Annotated in this window: 14 protein-coding genes; 11 read left to right on the top strand and 3 right to left on the bottom strand. The window is 72.2% G+C overall.

Features of this window, described 5'->3' with window-relative positions:
- The 3 genes from ACIQ5Y_RS08270 to ptsP all read left to right on the top strand — a co-directional run.
- On the top strand, positions 1-314 hold a 314-nt coding region (locus ACIQ5Y_RS08270), incomplete at its 5' end, for a hypothetical protein (RefSeq protein ID WP_403876522.1).
- A 281-nt stretch (positions 315-595) separates the two neighbouring features.
- Complete coding sequence (locus ACIQ5Y_RS08265) at positions 596-1,045, top strand: PTS glucose transporter subunit IIA (protein ID WP_403876519.1); 450 nt, start codon at positions 596-598, stop codon at positions 1,043-1,045.
- A 74-nt stretch (positions 1,046-1,119) separates the two neighbouring features.
- The gene (gene ptsP / locus ACIQ5Y_RS08260; protein WP_403876516.1) at positions 1,120-2,790 is read left to right on the top strand and encodes a phosphoenolpyruvate--protein phosphotransferase; all 1,671 of its coding nucleotides are present in this window, start codon (positions 1,120-1,122) and stop codon (positions 2,788-2,790) included.
- 81 nt (positions 2,791-2,871) lie between these two features.
- Here the strand turns inward: ptsP and ACIQ5Y_RS08255 are convergent, their stop codons facing one another.
- Positions 2,872-3,768 carry a hypothetical protein gene (locus tag ACIQ5Y_RS08255; protein ID WP_403876513.1) on the bottom strand — a complete coding sequence of 299 codons (897 nt, stop codon included), beginning with the start codon at positions 3,766-3,768 and terminating at the stop codon, positions 2,872-2,874.
- An 84-nt stretch (positions 3,769-3,852) separates the two neighbouring features.
- A complete protein-coding gene (locus ACIQ5Y_RS08250; protein WP_403876510.1) occupies positions 3,853-5,844 on the bottom strand; it encodes an acetoacetate--CoA ligase in 1,992 nt (663 codons plus the stop codon).
- A gap of 224 nt (positions 5,845-6,068) precedes the next feature.
- On the opposite strand from ACIQ5Y_RS08250, the gene ACIQ5Y_RS08245 reads away from it, so the two are divergent.
- From ACIQ5Y_RS08245 to ACIQ5Y_RS08230, 4 genes are all read left to right on the top strand, one after another.
- Positions 6,069-8,417 (top strand): glycoside hydrolase family 31 protein, encoded by a 2,349-nt coding sequence (locus ACIQ5Y_RS08245; RefSeq protein WP_403876507.1) that lies wholly within the window; start codon positions 6,069-6,071, stop codon positions 8,415-8,417.
- A gap of 107 nt (positions 8,418-8,524) precedes the next feature.
- Positions 8,525-8,989, top strand: a complete 465-nt coding sequence (locus tag ACIQ5Y_RS08240) for an SRPBCC domain-containing protein (protein WP_403876504.1) — start codon at positions 8,525-8,527, stop codon at positions 8,987-8,989.
- On the top strand, positions 8,986-9,330 hold the full coding sequence (locus ACIQ5Y_RS08235) for an ArsR/SmtB family transcription factor (RefSeq protein ID WP_403876501.1): 345 nt from the start codon (positions 8,986-8,988) through the stop codon (positions 9,328-9,330). The genes ACIQ5Y_RS08240 and ACIQ5Y_RS08235 overlap by 4 nt, the downstream gene beginning before the upstream one ends.
- Positions 9,331-9,340: 10 nt before the next feature.
- Positions 9,341-9,778: an SRPBCC domain-containing protein gene (locus ACIQ5Y_RS08230; protein ID WP_403876498.1), complete on the top strand. Its 438-nt coding sequence runs from the start codon at positions 9,341-9,343 to the stop codon at positions 9,776-9,778.
- Positions 9,779-9,847: 69 nt separating this feature from the next.
- Here the strand turns inward: ACIQ5Y_RS08230 and ACIQ5Y_RS08225 are convergent, their stop codons facing one another.
- Positions 9,848-10,357: an NUDIX domain-containing protein gene (locus ACIQ5Y_RS08225; RefSeq protein WP_403876495.1), complete on the bottom strand. Its 510-nt coding sequence runs from the start codon at positions 10,355-10,357 to the stop codon at positions 9,848-9,850.
- 29 nt (positions 10,358-10,386) lie between these two features.
- Here ACIQ5Y_RS08225 and ACIQ5Y_RS08220 point away from each other — a divergent pair, with 29 nt between their 5' ends.
- From ACIQ5Y_RS08220 to ACIQ5Y_RS08205, 4 genes are all read left to right on the top strand, one after another.
- Positions 10,387-11,067: a M15 family metallopeptidase gene (locus tag ACIQ5Y_RS08220; protein WP_403876492.1), complete on the top strand. Its 681-nt coding sequence runs from the start codon at positions 10,387-10,389 to the stop codon at positions 11,065-11,067.
- A gap of 13 nt (positions 11,068-11,080) precedes the next feature.
- A complete protein-coding gene (locus ACIQ5Y_RS08215) occupies positions 11,081-11,419 on the top strand; it encodes an Mpo1-like protein (protein ID WP_403876488.1) in 339 nt (112 codons plus the stop codon).
- 63 nt (positions 11,420-11,482) lie between these two features.
- On the top strand, positions 11,483-11,944 hold the full coding sequence (locus ACIQ5Y_RS08210) for a Zn-ribbon domain-containing OB-fold protein (RefSeq protein WP_403876485.1): 462 nt from the start codon (positions 11,483-11,485) through the stop codon (positions 11,942-11,944).
- Complete coding sequence (locus ACIQ5Y_RS08205) at positions 11,941-13,134, top strand: lipid-transfer protein (RefSeq protein WP_403876482.1); 1,194 nt, start codon at positions 11,941-11,943, stop codon at positions 13,132-13,134. The genes ACIQ5Y_RS08210 and ACIQ5Y_RS08205 overlap by 4 nt, the downstream gene beginning before the upstream one ends.
- Positions 13,135-13,499 lie beyond the last annotated feature (365 nt).

Genomic DNA, 13,499 nt, shown 5'->3' with positions numbered 1-13,499 from the left:
ATCCACCGAAGTGGACGGGGTATCAACTTCTGGCGTTGATTTTTGGCACGCTGTTGAGTTCTCAAGGAACGGACGCTTCCTTTGTACTCACCCTCAGCAACACTGGCTGGGGGCTTTCCTCCGGGCTTTCGTTCTGTTGTCTTGCGTTCCAGACTCTATCAGAGTCTTTCTCGCTCGCTTTCCAGGTTCTTCGCTTTCGCGTTTTCCCTTTCCGGCGTTTCCGACTCTATCAGCGATTTTCCGTCTCCCTGACCATTCACCGTTTGCCGAAAATGGCGCACGGGAATCAGTGCAGAGATCAAGATCAGTACTGAAGAGGAGGAGTCCCGTCCATCGGACGTTCGCGAGAAGTTCACACGAAGCGTCCTGGCGGGAGCACCGACAGTACAGGGCTCGTGGTGGCCAAGCAAATCGGTTCAGGCGTATGGTCTAGTCCACCGGTCTAGTCCACTAGTCTCCAGGCCCAAGGACCAGTCCGGTTCGGGACCAACATCGGGCGAATCCGAACATCCCCTGACATATCCTTCTGAAGAGTACGCCGTTCGCAACAGGTAGTGACGGCGACACGAAGAAGCCCCACCCCTGGGAGGCCCCCATGACCAGCGTGACGTCCCCACTTGCCGGGCGCGCCATCGGACTCGCGGCAGTGCCGGATCCGGTGTTCTCCGGCGCCATGGTGGGACCGGGCACCGCTATTGATCCTGTGCGCGAGCCCTCGGAGGCGGTGTCCCCCGTCGATGGTGTGGTCGTCTCCCTGCACCCGCACGCGTACGTGGTCGTCGACGGCGATGGTCACGGCGTGCTCACGCACCTCGGGATCGACACCGTTCAGCTCAATGGCGAGGGCTTCGAGCTCCTCGTGAACAAGGGCGACACCGTGACCCGTGGTCAGGCCGTCATCCGTTGGAACCCGCAGGCCGTCGAGGCCGCCGGCAAGTCGCCGATCTGCCCGGTCGTGGCGCTGGAAGCTTCCGTCGAGTCCCTTGCCGACGTGGTCGAGGACGGGGACCTGAAGGCCGGAGACGCGCTCTTCAGCTGGAAGTGACCTGTCCGCCCGCACGGGCGAGTCGGACATCCACCGCGGCGGCTCGGCCCGCCGCTCAATCGGAGACGGGTGAAATGGAGACAACGCTGCGAGGCGTCGGCGTGAGCCACGGTGTGGCGATCGGCGAGGTACGGCACATGGGTACGGCGGTCCTGGAACCGCCGGCCCGGCAGATCACGGCGGATGAGGCGGGGCGTGAACAGGGGCGCGCCCGCCAGGCAGTGAGCGCCGTGGCGGCCGACCTGATCGCGCGTGGCCAGCTGGCCGGTGGCGAGGCCCAGCACGTGCTCGAGGCACAGGCGATGATCGCCGAGGACCCCGAGCTGATGGCGGACGTCGACCGGCGGATCGCCGTCGGCAGCACCGCCGAGCGCGGTGTGTACGACGCGTTCGCCGCCTACCGCGATCTGCTCGCGGGGGCCGGCGAGTACATGGCCGGCAGGGTGGCCGACCTGGACGACGTGCGCAACCGCATCGTGGCGCGGCTGCTCGGTGTGCCGATGCCGGGTGTTCCGGACAGTGACGAGCCCTACGTGCTCATCGCGCGGGACCTCGCCCCCGCGGACACGGCTCTGCTGGACCCCGCGCTGGTGCTCGGCTTCGTGACCGAGGAGGGCGGGCCGACCAGCCACAGCGCGATCCTCGCCCGGGCGCTGGGCGTGCCGGCGATCGTGGCGCTGCCGGGTGCCGGTGAGATCGCCGAGGGCACGGTCATCGCCGTGGACGGCAGCACCGGTGATCTGTTCGTCGAGCCGAGTGACGAGAAGCGGGCCGAGCTGGAGGCCGCGGCGGCGGAGCGCAAGGCCGCGCTGGCCGCCTCTTCCGGTCCCGGTGCGACTTCCGACGGGCACAAGGTGCCGCTGCTGGCGAATGTCGGCGGTCCGGCGGACGTGCCGGCGGCCGTGGAGGCCGGGGCCGAGGGTGTGGGCCTGTTCCGCACCGAGTTCCTCTTCCTGGACGACAGCAAGAAGGCGCCGTCCGAGGAGAAGCAGGTCGAGTCCTACCGGAAGGTGCTCGAGGCGTTCCCCGAGGGGCGTGTCGTCGTGCGCGTGCTGGACGCGGGCGCGGACAAGCCGCTGGACTTCCTGACTCCGGCGGACGAGCCGAACCCGGCGCTCGGCGTGCGCGGTCTGCGCTCGCTCCTCGACCACCCGGACGTGCTGCGCACGCAGCTCACCGCGCTGGCCAAGGCTGCCGAGGGGCTGCCCGTCTACCTCGAGGTCATGGCCCCGATGGTGGCCGACCGCACCGACGCGAAGGCTTTCGCGGACGCTTGTCGCGAAGCCGGTCTGAAGGCCAAGTTCGGCGCGATGGTGGAGATCCCCTCCGCCGCGCTGCGGGCGCGTTCGATCCTTCAGGAGGTCGAGTTCCTCTCGTTGGGTACGAACGACCTCGCGCAGTACGCCTTCGCCGCGGACCGTCAGGTGGGTGCGGTGTCGCGGCTGCAGGACCCGTGGCAGCCGGCGCTGCTCGACCTGATCGCGATGTCGGCCGAGGCCGCCAAGGCGGAGGGCAAGAGCTGCGGTGTGTGCGGCGAGGCCGCTTCGGACCCGTTGCTGGCCTGTGTGCTGACCGGTCTGGGTGTCACCTCTCTTTCGATGGGTGCCGCTTCCATTCCCTACGTGCGGGCGACGCTCGCCAAGTACACGCTCGCCCAGTGCGAGCGGGCCGCGGCCGCCGCTCGTGCCGCGGACAGCGCCGAAGAGGCCCGTGTGGCCGCGCAGGCGGTTCTCTCCGGCGAGTAGGCCGAGTGGGCGGACGAGTGGGAGTCGAGGGGCCTTCGCCGGTGGCGAGGGCCCCTCGGCGTTTTTCGTTGTCGGTCGGGGCTAGTGGTGGGGGTCCGGGTCGTCGACCTCGTAGCCCGGGCAGTACTCGACGCCCGGTTCGGGAGCGACGGGGTCACCGGTGTCCGCGTCCGTGCAGTACGCGTTGAAGACGGCCGCCGCCGAGAGGGCGACGAGGCGGCCGCGGTCCAGCCGCCATCCGTGGACCCGGTCCCGGTGTCCCTCGGCGGAGCTGCGCAGGACCAGTCCCCCGGGGCCGCCGAGGGCGAGCCCGGCCGCCAGGACCGTCACGAAGTCGAGGCCTTCGCGGCCTTCGATGCGGGGTGTGGACTCCAGGTCGTCGGCGGATTGCGCGTGGAGCACGGCGACGAGCTGTTCCGCCTCGGTCGGGACGCTGCAGACGAAGTGGTGGCTGCCGGGCCCGGCGCCGGCCACGAGGCGTTTGACCGCGTCCGCGGCGCGGTCGAAGGAGGCGTGGCCGATGTCCTCTCCGCAGTCCGCACAGGTGCCGACTTCGGCGAGGAGCGTGGTGGCGTACTCCCAGGTGGCCTGCCGGACGGCTTCGTCTACGAGGAGCGGGACGAGTTCGTCGATGGGCTGCCCGGTGTAGGGCAGTCCGCTGCCGTGTCCGGCGAGCTCCGCGGTGAAGCGGGTGCGCGTCTCGGCGGTGTCCGGGTCGAGGTCGTTGTCCTCGCAGTAGTCGGCGTACTCCTCCGGATCGAAGAGGGCGACCGTGGTGTGGATGCCCTGGGCCGCGAGGGAGCGGAGCAGGGTCTCGACGTGGCGGAGGTAGTCCGCGTAGTCGTCTCGGTGGTCGAAGGTGAAGCTGCGGTAGCCGCTCATGGCCGCGAAGTCCCCGGAGTCGGCCAGGAGGCCGACGGTGCTGGGGGCTTCGCGGCGCAGTGCGCGGCGGTGGTGGGTGTCGTTCTTGCGTGGCATGGCCGGCTCCCCTGAGTGCTGCGATCAATTGCTCACTCAGAGTAATCACGGCCACTGACAGTGGCCGTGATCGTGGGTCCGGGCTCACCCGCGGGTGCGGGCCAGCTCCTCGTAGAAGTGGAGGAGGTCGAGGTTGTCGACGGATCCCGGGTTGACCGCCTTGGCCAGGGGCGCGCCTTGGAGCAGCCGCTTGACCGGGACCTCGATGCGCTTGCCGGTGAGGGTGTGCGGGATGCCCGGGACCTCGATGATCTCGTCGGGGACGTGGCGCGGGGAGAGCTCCTCGCGGATGGTCTGCTTGATCCGGGCGCGCAGGTCGTCATCGAGCGCGGCGCCCGGGGCGAGGTGGACGAAGAGCGGCATCCAGTAGCCGCCGTTCGGCTCCTCCAGGCCGATGACCAGGGACTCCTTGATCTCGGGGAGGCGTTCGACGGCCTCGTAGATGTCGGCGGAGCCCATCCGGACGCCCTGCCGGTTGAGGGTGGAGTCGGAGCGGCCGTGGATGATCACGGAGCCGTGGTCGGTGATGGTGATCCAGTCCCCGTGGCGCCAGACTCCGGGGAACATGTCGAAGTAGCTGTCGCGGTAGCGGCTGCCGTCGGGGTCGTTCCAGAACCGGATCGGCATGGACGGCATGGGGTTGGTGACGATGAGCTCGCCGACCTCGCCGAGGACGGGCTTGCCGGACGGGTCCCAGGCCTGGAGGTCCGTGCCGAGGCAGGCCGCCTGGAGCTCCCCGATGTGGACGGGGAGGGTGGGGACGGCTCCGGCGAAGCAGCTGCATACGTCGGTGCCGCCGCTGACGGAGGCGATCCAGAGGTCTTCGGCCACCTCGTCGTGGAGCCAGCGGAAGCCGTCGGGCGGGAGCGGGGAGCCGGTGGTGGCCACGCACTTCACGGCGGAGAGGTCGAAGTCCCGGCCCGGGTGGACCCCCGCCTTGCGGCAGGCCATGACGTAGGCGGCGGAAGTGCCGTACAGGGTGGCCCCGGTGCGCTCGGCGATCCGCCACTGGGCGCCGGTGTCGGGGTAGCCGGGGCTGCCGTCGTACAGGACGACCGTCGTACCGGTGAGCAGGCCGGAGACGAGGAAGTTCCACATCATCCAGCCGGTCGAGGTGTACCAGAAGAACCGGTCCTCGGGGCCGAGGTCGCAGTGCAGGCCGAGCTGCTTGAGGTGTTCGAGGAGGATGCCGCCCTGGGACTGGACGATCGCCTTCGGGAGGCCGGTCGTGCCGGAGGAGTACAGGACCCAGAGCGGGTGGTCGAACGGGACCGCTTCGAAGACCGGGGCCCCCTCCTCTGATGACGCCGTGGCGGAGGTCAGGTCCGACCAGGCGACGGCGCCCTCGGGTGCCGGGGTGCCGAGGAGCGGGATGTGGACGACGGCGCGCAGGGAGGGCAGGTCCGCGCGGAGCTCGGCGACGGTCTCGCGGCGGTCGTGCTCCTTGCCGCCGTAGCGGTAGCCGTCGACGGTGAACAGGACGACCGGCTCGACCTGCTGGAAGCGGTCGAGGACGCTGCGCGCGCCGAAGTCGGGGGCGCAGGAGGTCCAGACCCCGCCGACGGCGGCGGTGGCGAGCAGGGCCACGGTCGCCTCGGGGATGTTGGGGAGGTAGCCGCTGACCCGGTCGCCGGGGCGGACGCCGAGGGCGCGCAGTTCGGCGGCGAGGGAGCCGACCTGGCGGCGGAGCTCGGCCCAGGTGACGGAGACGGGCTCGTGGGTCTCGTCCACGTAGAGCAGCGCGGCGTCGTCGGCGCGGGCCGGGTCCTCGCCGGCCCGCAGGGCGTGCTCGGCGTAGTTGAGGGTGGCGCCGGTGAACCAGCGTGCGCCGGGCATGGAGCGGTCCGCGAGGACGGATTCGTACGGGGTGGTGAAGCGGACGTCGAACCACTCGGCGACGGCCTGCCAGAAGGTCTCGAGTTCGTCGACGGACCAGCGGTGCAGGGCCGGGTAGCCGCCGTCGGCGGGGGCTCCGTGGCGCTCGGCGGCCCAGGCCTGGAAGGCGGTGATCCGAGCCGCGGCGATCCGGTCGGGGCCCGGGGCCCAGAGGGGTTCCGGCTGCGTGGCTGAAGTCATGGGTCGGCTCCCGGTCAAGTCTGCGGCTCGCGCGTGGTGTGCGTTGCGTACGGTGCCTGCGCGCGGGGGTGGGTGCGCGTCGGCCCACAGGGACGATGCCACGTGATCGAGTTCCGCACCAGGGCCGCCGGCTGCGGCGCGGCCCGGGAGACACCCCCCTGGGCCGGGTGAACGGCAGTTGAACGCAGCCCCCTGGGCCGGGGGCCGATGGCAGGGTGATCGGCATGAACGGTCGTGATCTGGTGCGTGTGGTGCAGGACATCGGTTCGGAGCGCGGGAGGCGCGCCTGGCTCGCGGCCTGGCGGCGCCGGCGCGCGGACGCGGTGGGCCTGCCGCCCCGGGGCGCGGAGCGGGCGCGGGTACCCGGGTTGCTGTCGGATACGGAGCCGCTCCCCGGCGGTGGCGTGCTGCGGTTCGCGCGCTCGGAGCTGGTCGTGCGGGTCATGGTGGGCGGGGCGGTGTTCTGGAGCTGGGACGGTGCCGGCCCGACCCCCTCGTACGCGGTGGTGGGCAGCGGGCCTGAGCCCGATCCGAGGGCGGCGCTGGAGCCGGACACCGGGGGTGGCTGGCGGGTGGTGTCGGAGCGGGTGACGGTGGCCGTGTCGCGGCACGGGGCGGTGGAGGTGCGCACTCCGGGCGGGACGGTCCTGCGCCGGGAGTCGCCGCCCCGGTGGTGGGAGCCGGTGGACCCCCGGATGGGCGGGGCCAGGTGGGTGCAGCGCAGCGAGGTGCCGGCGGACGCGCGCTTCTTCGGGCTGGGCGGGCGGGCGACGGGGCCGCGGCTGCGCGACGGGACGTACCGGCTGTGGAACACGGACCCGAAGGGCGGCTTCGGCCCGGGGGTGGACCCGCTGTACCTGACGATGCCGGTGCAGATGGTGGTCGCGGACGCGGGCACGCACCTGGTGTTCCACGACAACTCCTGGGACGGGCGGGTGCTGTTGCGCGAGGGCGAGGAGGGTGCGGGGTCGGGGGTGGACCGCCCCGGGTCGAGCGAGCTGCGCATGGAGGGCGGGCCGCTCAGGTGCTGGGTGCTGGTGGGCCCGCCCGCCCGGGTCGCGCAGGGCTGGGCGGGGCTGACGGGTTCCGCCGCGGTGCCGCCGGAGTGGGCGCTGGGCTACCAGCACGCGCGGTGGGGGTTCGGGAGCACGGCGGAAGTGCGGCGGGTGGTTTCCGGGTACGCCTCGCGCGGGCTGCCGCTGTCGGCCGTGCACCTGGACATCGACCACTACGACGGGCACCGGGTGTTCACGGTGGACGAGGAGCGGTTCCCGGACCTGCCCGGGCTCGCCCAGGAGCTGCGCGAGCAGGGGGTGCGGCTCGTCTCGATCGTGGATCCGGCGGTGAAGGCGGGCGACGCGGTGCACTCCGCCGGGCTGTCGGTGGGGGCCGGGGGTGCGTTCGTACGGGACGCACGGGGCCAGGAGGTGCGCGGTGAGGTGTGGCCGGGTGAGTGCGCGTACCCGGACTTCACGGATCCGGCGGTGCGGGAGTGGTGGGGCGGGATGTACGCGGAGAGGCTCGCGCGGGGTTTCGCCGGGTTCTGGCACGACATGAACGAGCCGGTGTCCTTCGCGCCGTTCGGGGACACCACGCTGCCGAGGTCGGCGAGGCACTCGATGGACGGTGCGGGCGGCGACCACCGGGAGGGGCACAACGTGTACGCCCTCGCGATGGCGCGGGCGGGCTGGGAGGGGCTGCTGCGACTGCGACCGGCGGAGCGGCCGTTCCTCTTCTCCCGGTCGGGGTGGGCCGGCATGCAGCGGTACGGGGGCACGTGGTCCGGTGACGTGGAGAGCAGCTGGGACGGGCTGCGGGCCTCGCTGGCGCTGGTGTTGGGGCTGGGGCTGTGCGGGGTGCCGTACTCGGGGCCGGACGTCGGCGGCTTCGGGGGTTTCCCGTCCCCCGAGTTGTACGTGCGGTGGCTGCAACTGGGGGCGTACCTGCCGCTGTTCCGGACCCACTCGGCGATCTGGGCGGGGCGGCGGGAGCCGTGGGAGTTCGGGCCGGAGGTGGAGGAGCAGGCGCGGGTGCTGTTGGCGGAACGGGACCGGCTGCGGCCGTACTTCGTGACGCTGGCGCACCTCGCGCGGCGGACGGGGGCTCCGTACGTGCGGCCGCTGTGGTGGGGGAACCCGGAGGACCGGCGGCTGCGGAACTGCGAGGACGCGTTCCTGCTGGGCGACGCGCTGCTGGTGGCGCCGGTGCTGGAGTGCGGGGCGGACCGGCGGGCGGTCCGGTTGCCGCGGGGGCGCTGGTACGACACGGCGACGGGGGCGGCGCACGAGGGTCCGGGGCAGGTGCTGCTGGACGCGCCGCGGGGGCGGATCCCGGTGCTGGCGCGGGCGGGTGCGGTGGTTCCGGTGCGCGGCGCCTCCGGCGAGGGTGTGGAGCTGGAGGTGTGGGCTCCGGCGCGGGGGCGTACGGGTGGCGGGGTGGTGATCCGGGATCCGGGGCCGGGGTTCGAGCCGGGTGAGGTCGAGCGGTACACCGTGCGGTGGGTCGGCGACGCGGTGGTGGTGGAGGACGAGGCGGGAAGCCCGGTCGAGGGGGTCGCCGTAAGGGGCCTGTGATGCCGTGACGTCTCCGACCCACCCGGTGACGCAACCATTGGTTGCACATCCGCCGGGAGGCCGCTAGCCTCATACGCAACCAAAGGTTGCGAAAGTGGGAGACGGGCATGGAGTACGGGAGCATCGAGCGCGAACTGCACATCGACGCCTCGCCGGAGGTGGTGTTCGAGGTGCTCAGCAGCCCGGAGCACATCCGGGACTGGTGGAGCGCGGAGACCGCGTTCGAGCCCTCCGCCGGTGCCACGGGCTCCCTCACCTGGACGGACCAGGACACCGGCCGACGCCAGTCCGCGCCGTTCACGGTGATCGAGGCCGACCCGCCGCGGACGTTCTCCTTCCGCTGGACGTACGACGGGGCGGAGCCGGCGGGACCCGGCAATTCGCTGCTGGTGACCTTCGAGCTCATCCCCGCGGGTGAGGGAACCACGGTCCGCTTCAGCGAGACCGGCTACCGCGAGCGGGGCTGGGAGGCCGCCGTGCTCGAGGCCCACTACAACGACCACCGGCAGGGCTGGGACTTCTACCTGCCGCGCCTGGTCGCGGCCGCCGACCGGCTGGCGGCCGCGCGATGAGCAGCGCGATCGACGACGACCTCTGGTCCGCGATAGGGGACCCGACCCGGCGCCGGATGATCGACCTCCTGCTGGCCGAGGGCCAGGGGACGGCGACGACCCTCAGTGCGCACCTGCCGGTGACCAGGCAGGCCGTGACCAAACACCTGACCGTGCTCGACCGCGTCGGACTCGTCCGGTCCGCGCCGTCGGGACGGGAGAAGCGCTATCACGTGGACGAGGCACAGCTTGCCCGTGCCGTGGCACAGCTGAACTCCGTCGGCGAGATGTGGGACGCCCGCCTGAGGCGCGTCAAGAGCCTCGCCGAGGCGATCCAACGAGCCAGGAACACGAAGGAATGAGGAGATCGAGATGGTGGACATCCTGCACCGGGTGGGAATCACCGCGCCCCCGGAGAAGGTCTACGCGGCGCTCACGACGGTCGAGGGCCTGGCCGCCTGGTGGACGACCGACACGAGCGGGAACGGCGACGGCGTCCTGAAGTTCCGGTTCGGCCCCGTCGGCGGCTTCGACATGAAGGTTCTCGACCTGCAGCCGGACGCGCGGGTGCTGTGGGAGGTCGTCGACGGTCCGGCCGAGTGGGTCGGGACGACGGTGAGCTTCGAACTGACCCAGGACGGCGAGTGGACGATCGTCATGTTCGCGCACGCGGGCTGGCGCGAACCGGTCGCGTTCATGAACCACTGCAGCACCAAGTGGGCGACGTTCCTGATGAGCCTGAAGTCTCTGGTGGAGACGGGGACCGGAGCACCTCATCCGCACGACGTCCAGATCAGCGACTGGCACTGACGCCACCTGCGGGACCCCGGACACCGCGGGCCGGGCCGGCCTGGACCGGCCCGGCCCGCGGTTGCGCACTCAGGCGTACTTCCCGGCGAACCAGGACGCCACCGCCCGGGTGTGGAGGGGGAAGGCGAGTTCCGTCGGGGTGTGCAGGACGTGCCAGCCCGTGGTTTCGTCCGTCGGCTTCGATTCGGGCAGGGCGGCGGCCGGGCGGGGCGGGAGGAGGCCGAAGAGGAGGAGGTGGCCCGCCGGGGAGCTCATGGCGTCGGCCAGGGTGACCTCGGCTGCGGGGAGCGTGATCCCGGTCTCCTCCCGGAGTTCGCGCACGACCCCTTCGCGCCAGTCCTCGCCGAAGTCGATGAAGCCGCCGGGGAGGGCGATGCCGCCGAGGGCCGGTTCGATGGTGCGGGTGATGACCACCAGGCCGGTGCCGTCCGCGTCCTCGACGGGGAGCAGGGCGATGGCCACCGGGAGCGGGTTGCGGTAGGCGACGGCCCCGCAGGCGTCGCAGGTGCGGGGCCACGTACGGGTGGAGTACGTCGCTCCGCAGGTGGAGCAGTGCGAGTCCCTCAGCTGTGCCGGCATGCGCCGATGGTATGCCAAGGGGCATGCGGATGACGGCTGTTGCGGGTGTGCTGGCGGTGCTGGCCGGTGGGGGCGCTCCCCCGGGGTTCGTGGCGCTGCGCGAGGTGGATCCGACCGTCCGCCAGGACATGCGGTACGCGGGGGCCCACAATTTCACGGGCGCGGTGGTGGACGGGTACGAGGAGCCGGCCTGCCTGCTGGCCCGGCCCGCCGCCGAGGCCCTGCGGCGGGCGCAGCGCGGGCTGCTGCGGCGCGGGTACTCGCTGCGGGTGTACGACTGCTACCGGCCCCAGCGGGCGGTGGACCGGTTCGTGCGGTGGGCACGGGAGGCGGACGGCCCCGGTGACCGGGAGCGGAAGGCGGAGTTCTATCCGCGGGTGGAGCGTGACCGGCTGATTCCCGAGGGGTACATCGCCGCGAAGTCCGGGCACAGCCGCGGGAGTACGGTCGACGTGACCCTGCAGGGGATCGCTTCGGGCCGGGAGTTGGACATGGGGAGCGCGTTCGACTTCTTCGATCCGCTGTCGCACACCGATGCCCCGGGGATCACGGACGCCGCCCGCGCGAACCGGCAGCTGTTGAAGCGGGTGCTGGCCGAGGAGGGGTTCGTGAACCTGCCCGAGGAGTGGTGGCACTTCACGTACAAGCCCGAGGCGTACCCCGACACGTATTTCGACTTCCCCGTCGCTGTCGCCTCGGTCCGGCCGTGAGTACCGTGCCCGCATGACTTTCAGCTCGTACGAGGAATTCTGGCCGTACTACGTGGCCATGCACTCCCGTGCCGCCACCCGCTGGGTCCACCTCACCGGCACGCTCACGGGGCTGACCCTGACCGCGTACGGGGTGGCGCGCCGGCGCAAGCGGTACCTGGCCGCGCTCCCGCTCGTGGGGTACGGGACGGCCTGGCCCGCGCACTTCCTGATCGAGAAGAACAATCCGGCCACCTTCGGACATCCCCTGTGGTCGCTGCGCGGGGACGCGCAGATGATCCGGATGATGCTGGCGGGGCGGGACGCGGAGCTGGGCGAGATCGCGCGGAAGTGGCTCGCCCAGAACCGGTGACCTGTTCGGCCCCGCCGTGACAGACTTCTGACGATGCGTCAGTTCTTCTGCATGGGAGGGGTCTTGGCACGCACACGCACACCCGTGGTGACCGGGTGGTTCACCGAGGACGCGGCCGGCGGCGGTTTCCGGCTGCTCGGCACCCGCTGCTCGGCCTGCACGGCGGTGTTCTTCCCGCGCGAGGACGCGTACTGCCGCAATCCCCGCTGCCCCGGCGGCGGGGAGCTCGCCGAGGTGCCGCTGTCCGCCCGCGGCAGGGTCTGGTCCTACACGGACGGGCGGTACCGGCCGCCCGCCCCGTACGTGTCCGATCCGGACGCGCCCTGGGAGCCGTACACGCTCGTCGCCGTGGAACTGGAGGCCGAGGGGATGGTCGTGCTGGGCCAGGCCGCGCCGGGGGTCGGCGTCGCAGATCTGGCGGTCGGGATGGAGGTCGAGGTGGTGGGCGGCGTGCTGAACGAGGACGCGGACACCGGCACCACGTGGACGACCTGGAGGTTCAAGCCGGTGGGAGGGGCCGCATGAGCGTCGCCGATGTCGCCGTCCTCGGGGCCGGCATGCACCCCTGGGGCAAGTGGGGCCGCAGTTTCGTCGAGTACGGACGGGCCGCCGCGCGGGCGGCGCTGGACGACGCCGGGCTGGACTGGACGGACGTGGGGTCGATCGTCGGCGCCGACACCATGCGCTCCGGATACCCGGGCTACGTGGCCGGAGCGACCTTCGCCCAGGCGCTGGGCTGGCAGGGCGCGCGCGTGACCAGCGTGTACGCGGCCTGCGCGTCCGGGGCGCAGGCGATCGGGGCGGCCCGGTCGCAGATCCTGGCCGGGCTGGCCGACGTGGTCCTCGTGGTGGGCGCGGACGCGGCGCCCAAGGGGTTCTTCGCCCCGGCCGGGGGCGATCGGCCGGACGATCCGGACTGGCTGCGCTTCCGGGTGCTGGGCGCCACGAACCCGGCGTACTTCGCACTGTACGCACGTCGCCGGATGGCCGTCTTCGGGGACACCGCGGAGGACTTCGCGCAGGTCAAGGTGAAGAACGCGGCGGCCGGCGTGCTGAACCCGAACGCCCGCTACCGGCGCGCCGTCACCGCCGAGGAGGTCGCGGCATCGGCGATCGTCGCCGATCCGCTGCGGCTGCTCGACATCTGCGCCACCTCCGACGGGGGCGCGGCGCTGGTGCTGAGCAGCATGGACTTCGCCCGCGCGCGCGGTGTGGCCGATCCGGTGCGGATCCGGGCCGTGTCGACGGTGACGCCCACGTATCCGCGGACGGTGCTGGACCTGCCGGACATCGCCACCGACTCGGTGGTGGCGGTGGAGCCGGCGGCCGGTTCCTTCCGCTCGTCGATCGCGCGCGCCGCGTACGAGGAGGCGGGGCTCGGGCCGGACGACCTCTCGCTCGCGGAGGTGTACGACCTCTCCACCGCCCTCGAACTGGAGTGGTACGAGGACATCGGGCTGTGCGGGCAGGGCGAGGGCGCGAAGCTCGTACGGGAGGGGGCGACGGCGCTCGGCGGGCGGATCCCCGTGAACACGAGCGGCGGGCTGGCCTCCTTCGGCGAGGCGGTGCCGGCGCAGGCCATCGCGCAGGTGTGCGAGCTGACGTGGCAGCTGCGCGGGACGGCGGGTGAACGGCAGGTTCCGGGTGCGCGGGCCGGAATCACGGCGAACCAGGGCCTGTTCGGGCACGGGTCGGCGGTGATCGCCGTACGTTGACGCCGGGGCGCCTGCCCGCTGGGCCGGGCGGGGTACGCCGGAACGCCTGGCGGCGGGCCGGGCGGGGGTACGCCGGGGCGGCCTGCCGCTGGGCCGGGCGGCCGGCCCCGTTCGGAGGCCCGTGCCGGCGGCTCGCCCCGGCCCCTGCGGGCACGGGTCGCGCTCGGATCCGGCCTTGCCTTGGGATCGCCCGGTCTCCGGCGGAGACGAAGCGTTGGGGGTCGGCCGCCGTGCTCGTGCCGAGCGGGGCCGAAAGGCATGTGCGGGGTGCGCTCCGAAACGGCGACCGAGGTGGTGCGCCGAGGTCCGGCCGGGCGGTGTCGAGGGCTCGACGGGCGGCGCGGAGGGGATGGCCTGGATCGGGG

Origin of the sequence: Streptomyces sp. NPDC096339 (genome assembly GCF_044762985.1) — a bacterium.
GTDB lineage: Bacteria > Actinomycetota > Actinomycetes > Streptomycetales > Streptomycetaceae > Streptomyces.
This window is presented reverse-complemented; position numbering and strand designations above follow the sequence as displayed.

What these genes read in the sequence shown, in the direction of transcription:
- ACIQ5Y_RS08215 (WP_403876488.1), top strand. Translation starts at nt 11,081, where the DNA reads ATGACTTTCAGCTCGTACGAGGAATTCTGGCCGTACTACGTGGCCATG.
- ACIQ5Y_RS08240 (WP_403876504.1), top strand. Translation starts at nt 8,525, where the DNA reads ATGGAGTACGGGAGCATCGAGCGCGAACTGCACATCGACGCCTCGCCG.
- ACIQ5Y_RS08250 (WP_403876510.1), bottom strand. Translation starts at nt 5,844, where the DNA reads ATGACTTCAGCCACGCAGCCGGAACCCCTCTGGGCCCCGGGCCCCGAC.
- ptsP (WP_403876516.1), top strand. Translation starts at nt 1,120, where the DNA reads ATGGAGACAACGCTGCGAGGCGTCGGCGTGAGCCACGGTGTGGCGATC.
- ACIQ5Y_RS08225 (WP_403876495.1), bottom strand. Translation starts at nt 10,357, where the DNA reads ATGCCGGCACAGCTGAGGGACTCGCACTGCTCCACCTGCGGAGCGACG.
- ACIQ5Y_RS08220 (WP_403876492.1), top strand. Translation starts at nt 10,387, where the DNA reads ATGACGGCTGTTGCGGGTGTGCTGGCGGTGCTGGCCGGTGGGGGCGCT.
- ACIQ5Y_RS08255 (WP_403876513.1), bottom strand. Translation starts at nt 3,768, where the DNA reads ATGCCACGCAAGAACGACACCCACCACCGCCGCGCACTGCGCCGCGAA.
- ACIQ5Y_RS08230 (WP_403876498.1), top strand. Translation starts at nt 9,341, where the DNA reads ATGGTGGACATCCTGCACCGGGTGGGAATCACCGCGCCCCCGGAGAAG.
- ACIQ5Y_RS08235 (WP_403876501.1), top strand. Translation starts at nt 8,986, where the DNA reads ATGAGCAGCGCGATCGACGACGACCTCTGGTCCGCGATAGGGGACCCG.
- ACIQ5Y_RS08265 (WP_403876519.1), top strand. Translation starts at nt 596, where the DNA reads ATGACCAGCGTGACGTCCCCACTTGCCGGGCGCGCCATCGGACTCGCG.
- ACIQ5Y_RS08245 (WP_403876507.1), top strand. Translation starts at nt 6,069, where the DNA reads ATGAACGGTCGTGATCTGGTGCGTGTGGTGCAGGACATCGGTTCGGAG.
- ACIQ5Y_RS08205 (WP_403876482.1), top strand. Translation starts at nt 11,941, where the DNA reads ATGAGCGTCGCCGATGTCGCCGTCCTCGGGGCCGGCATGCACCCCTGG.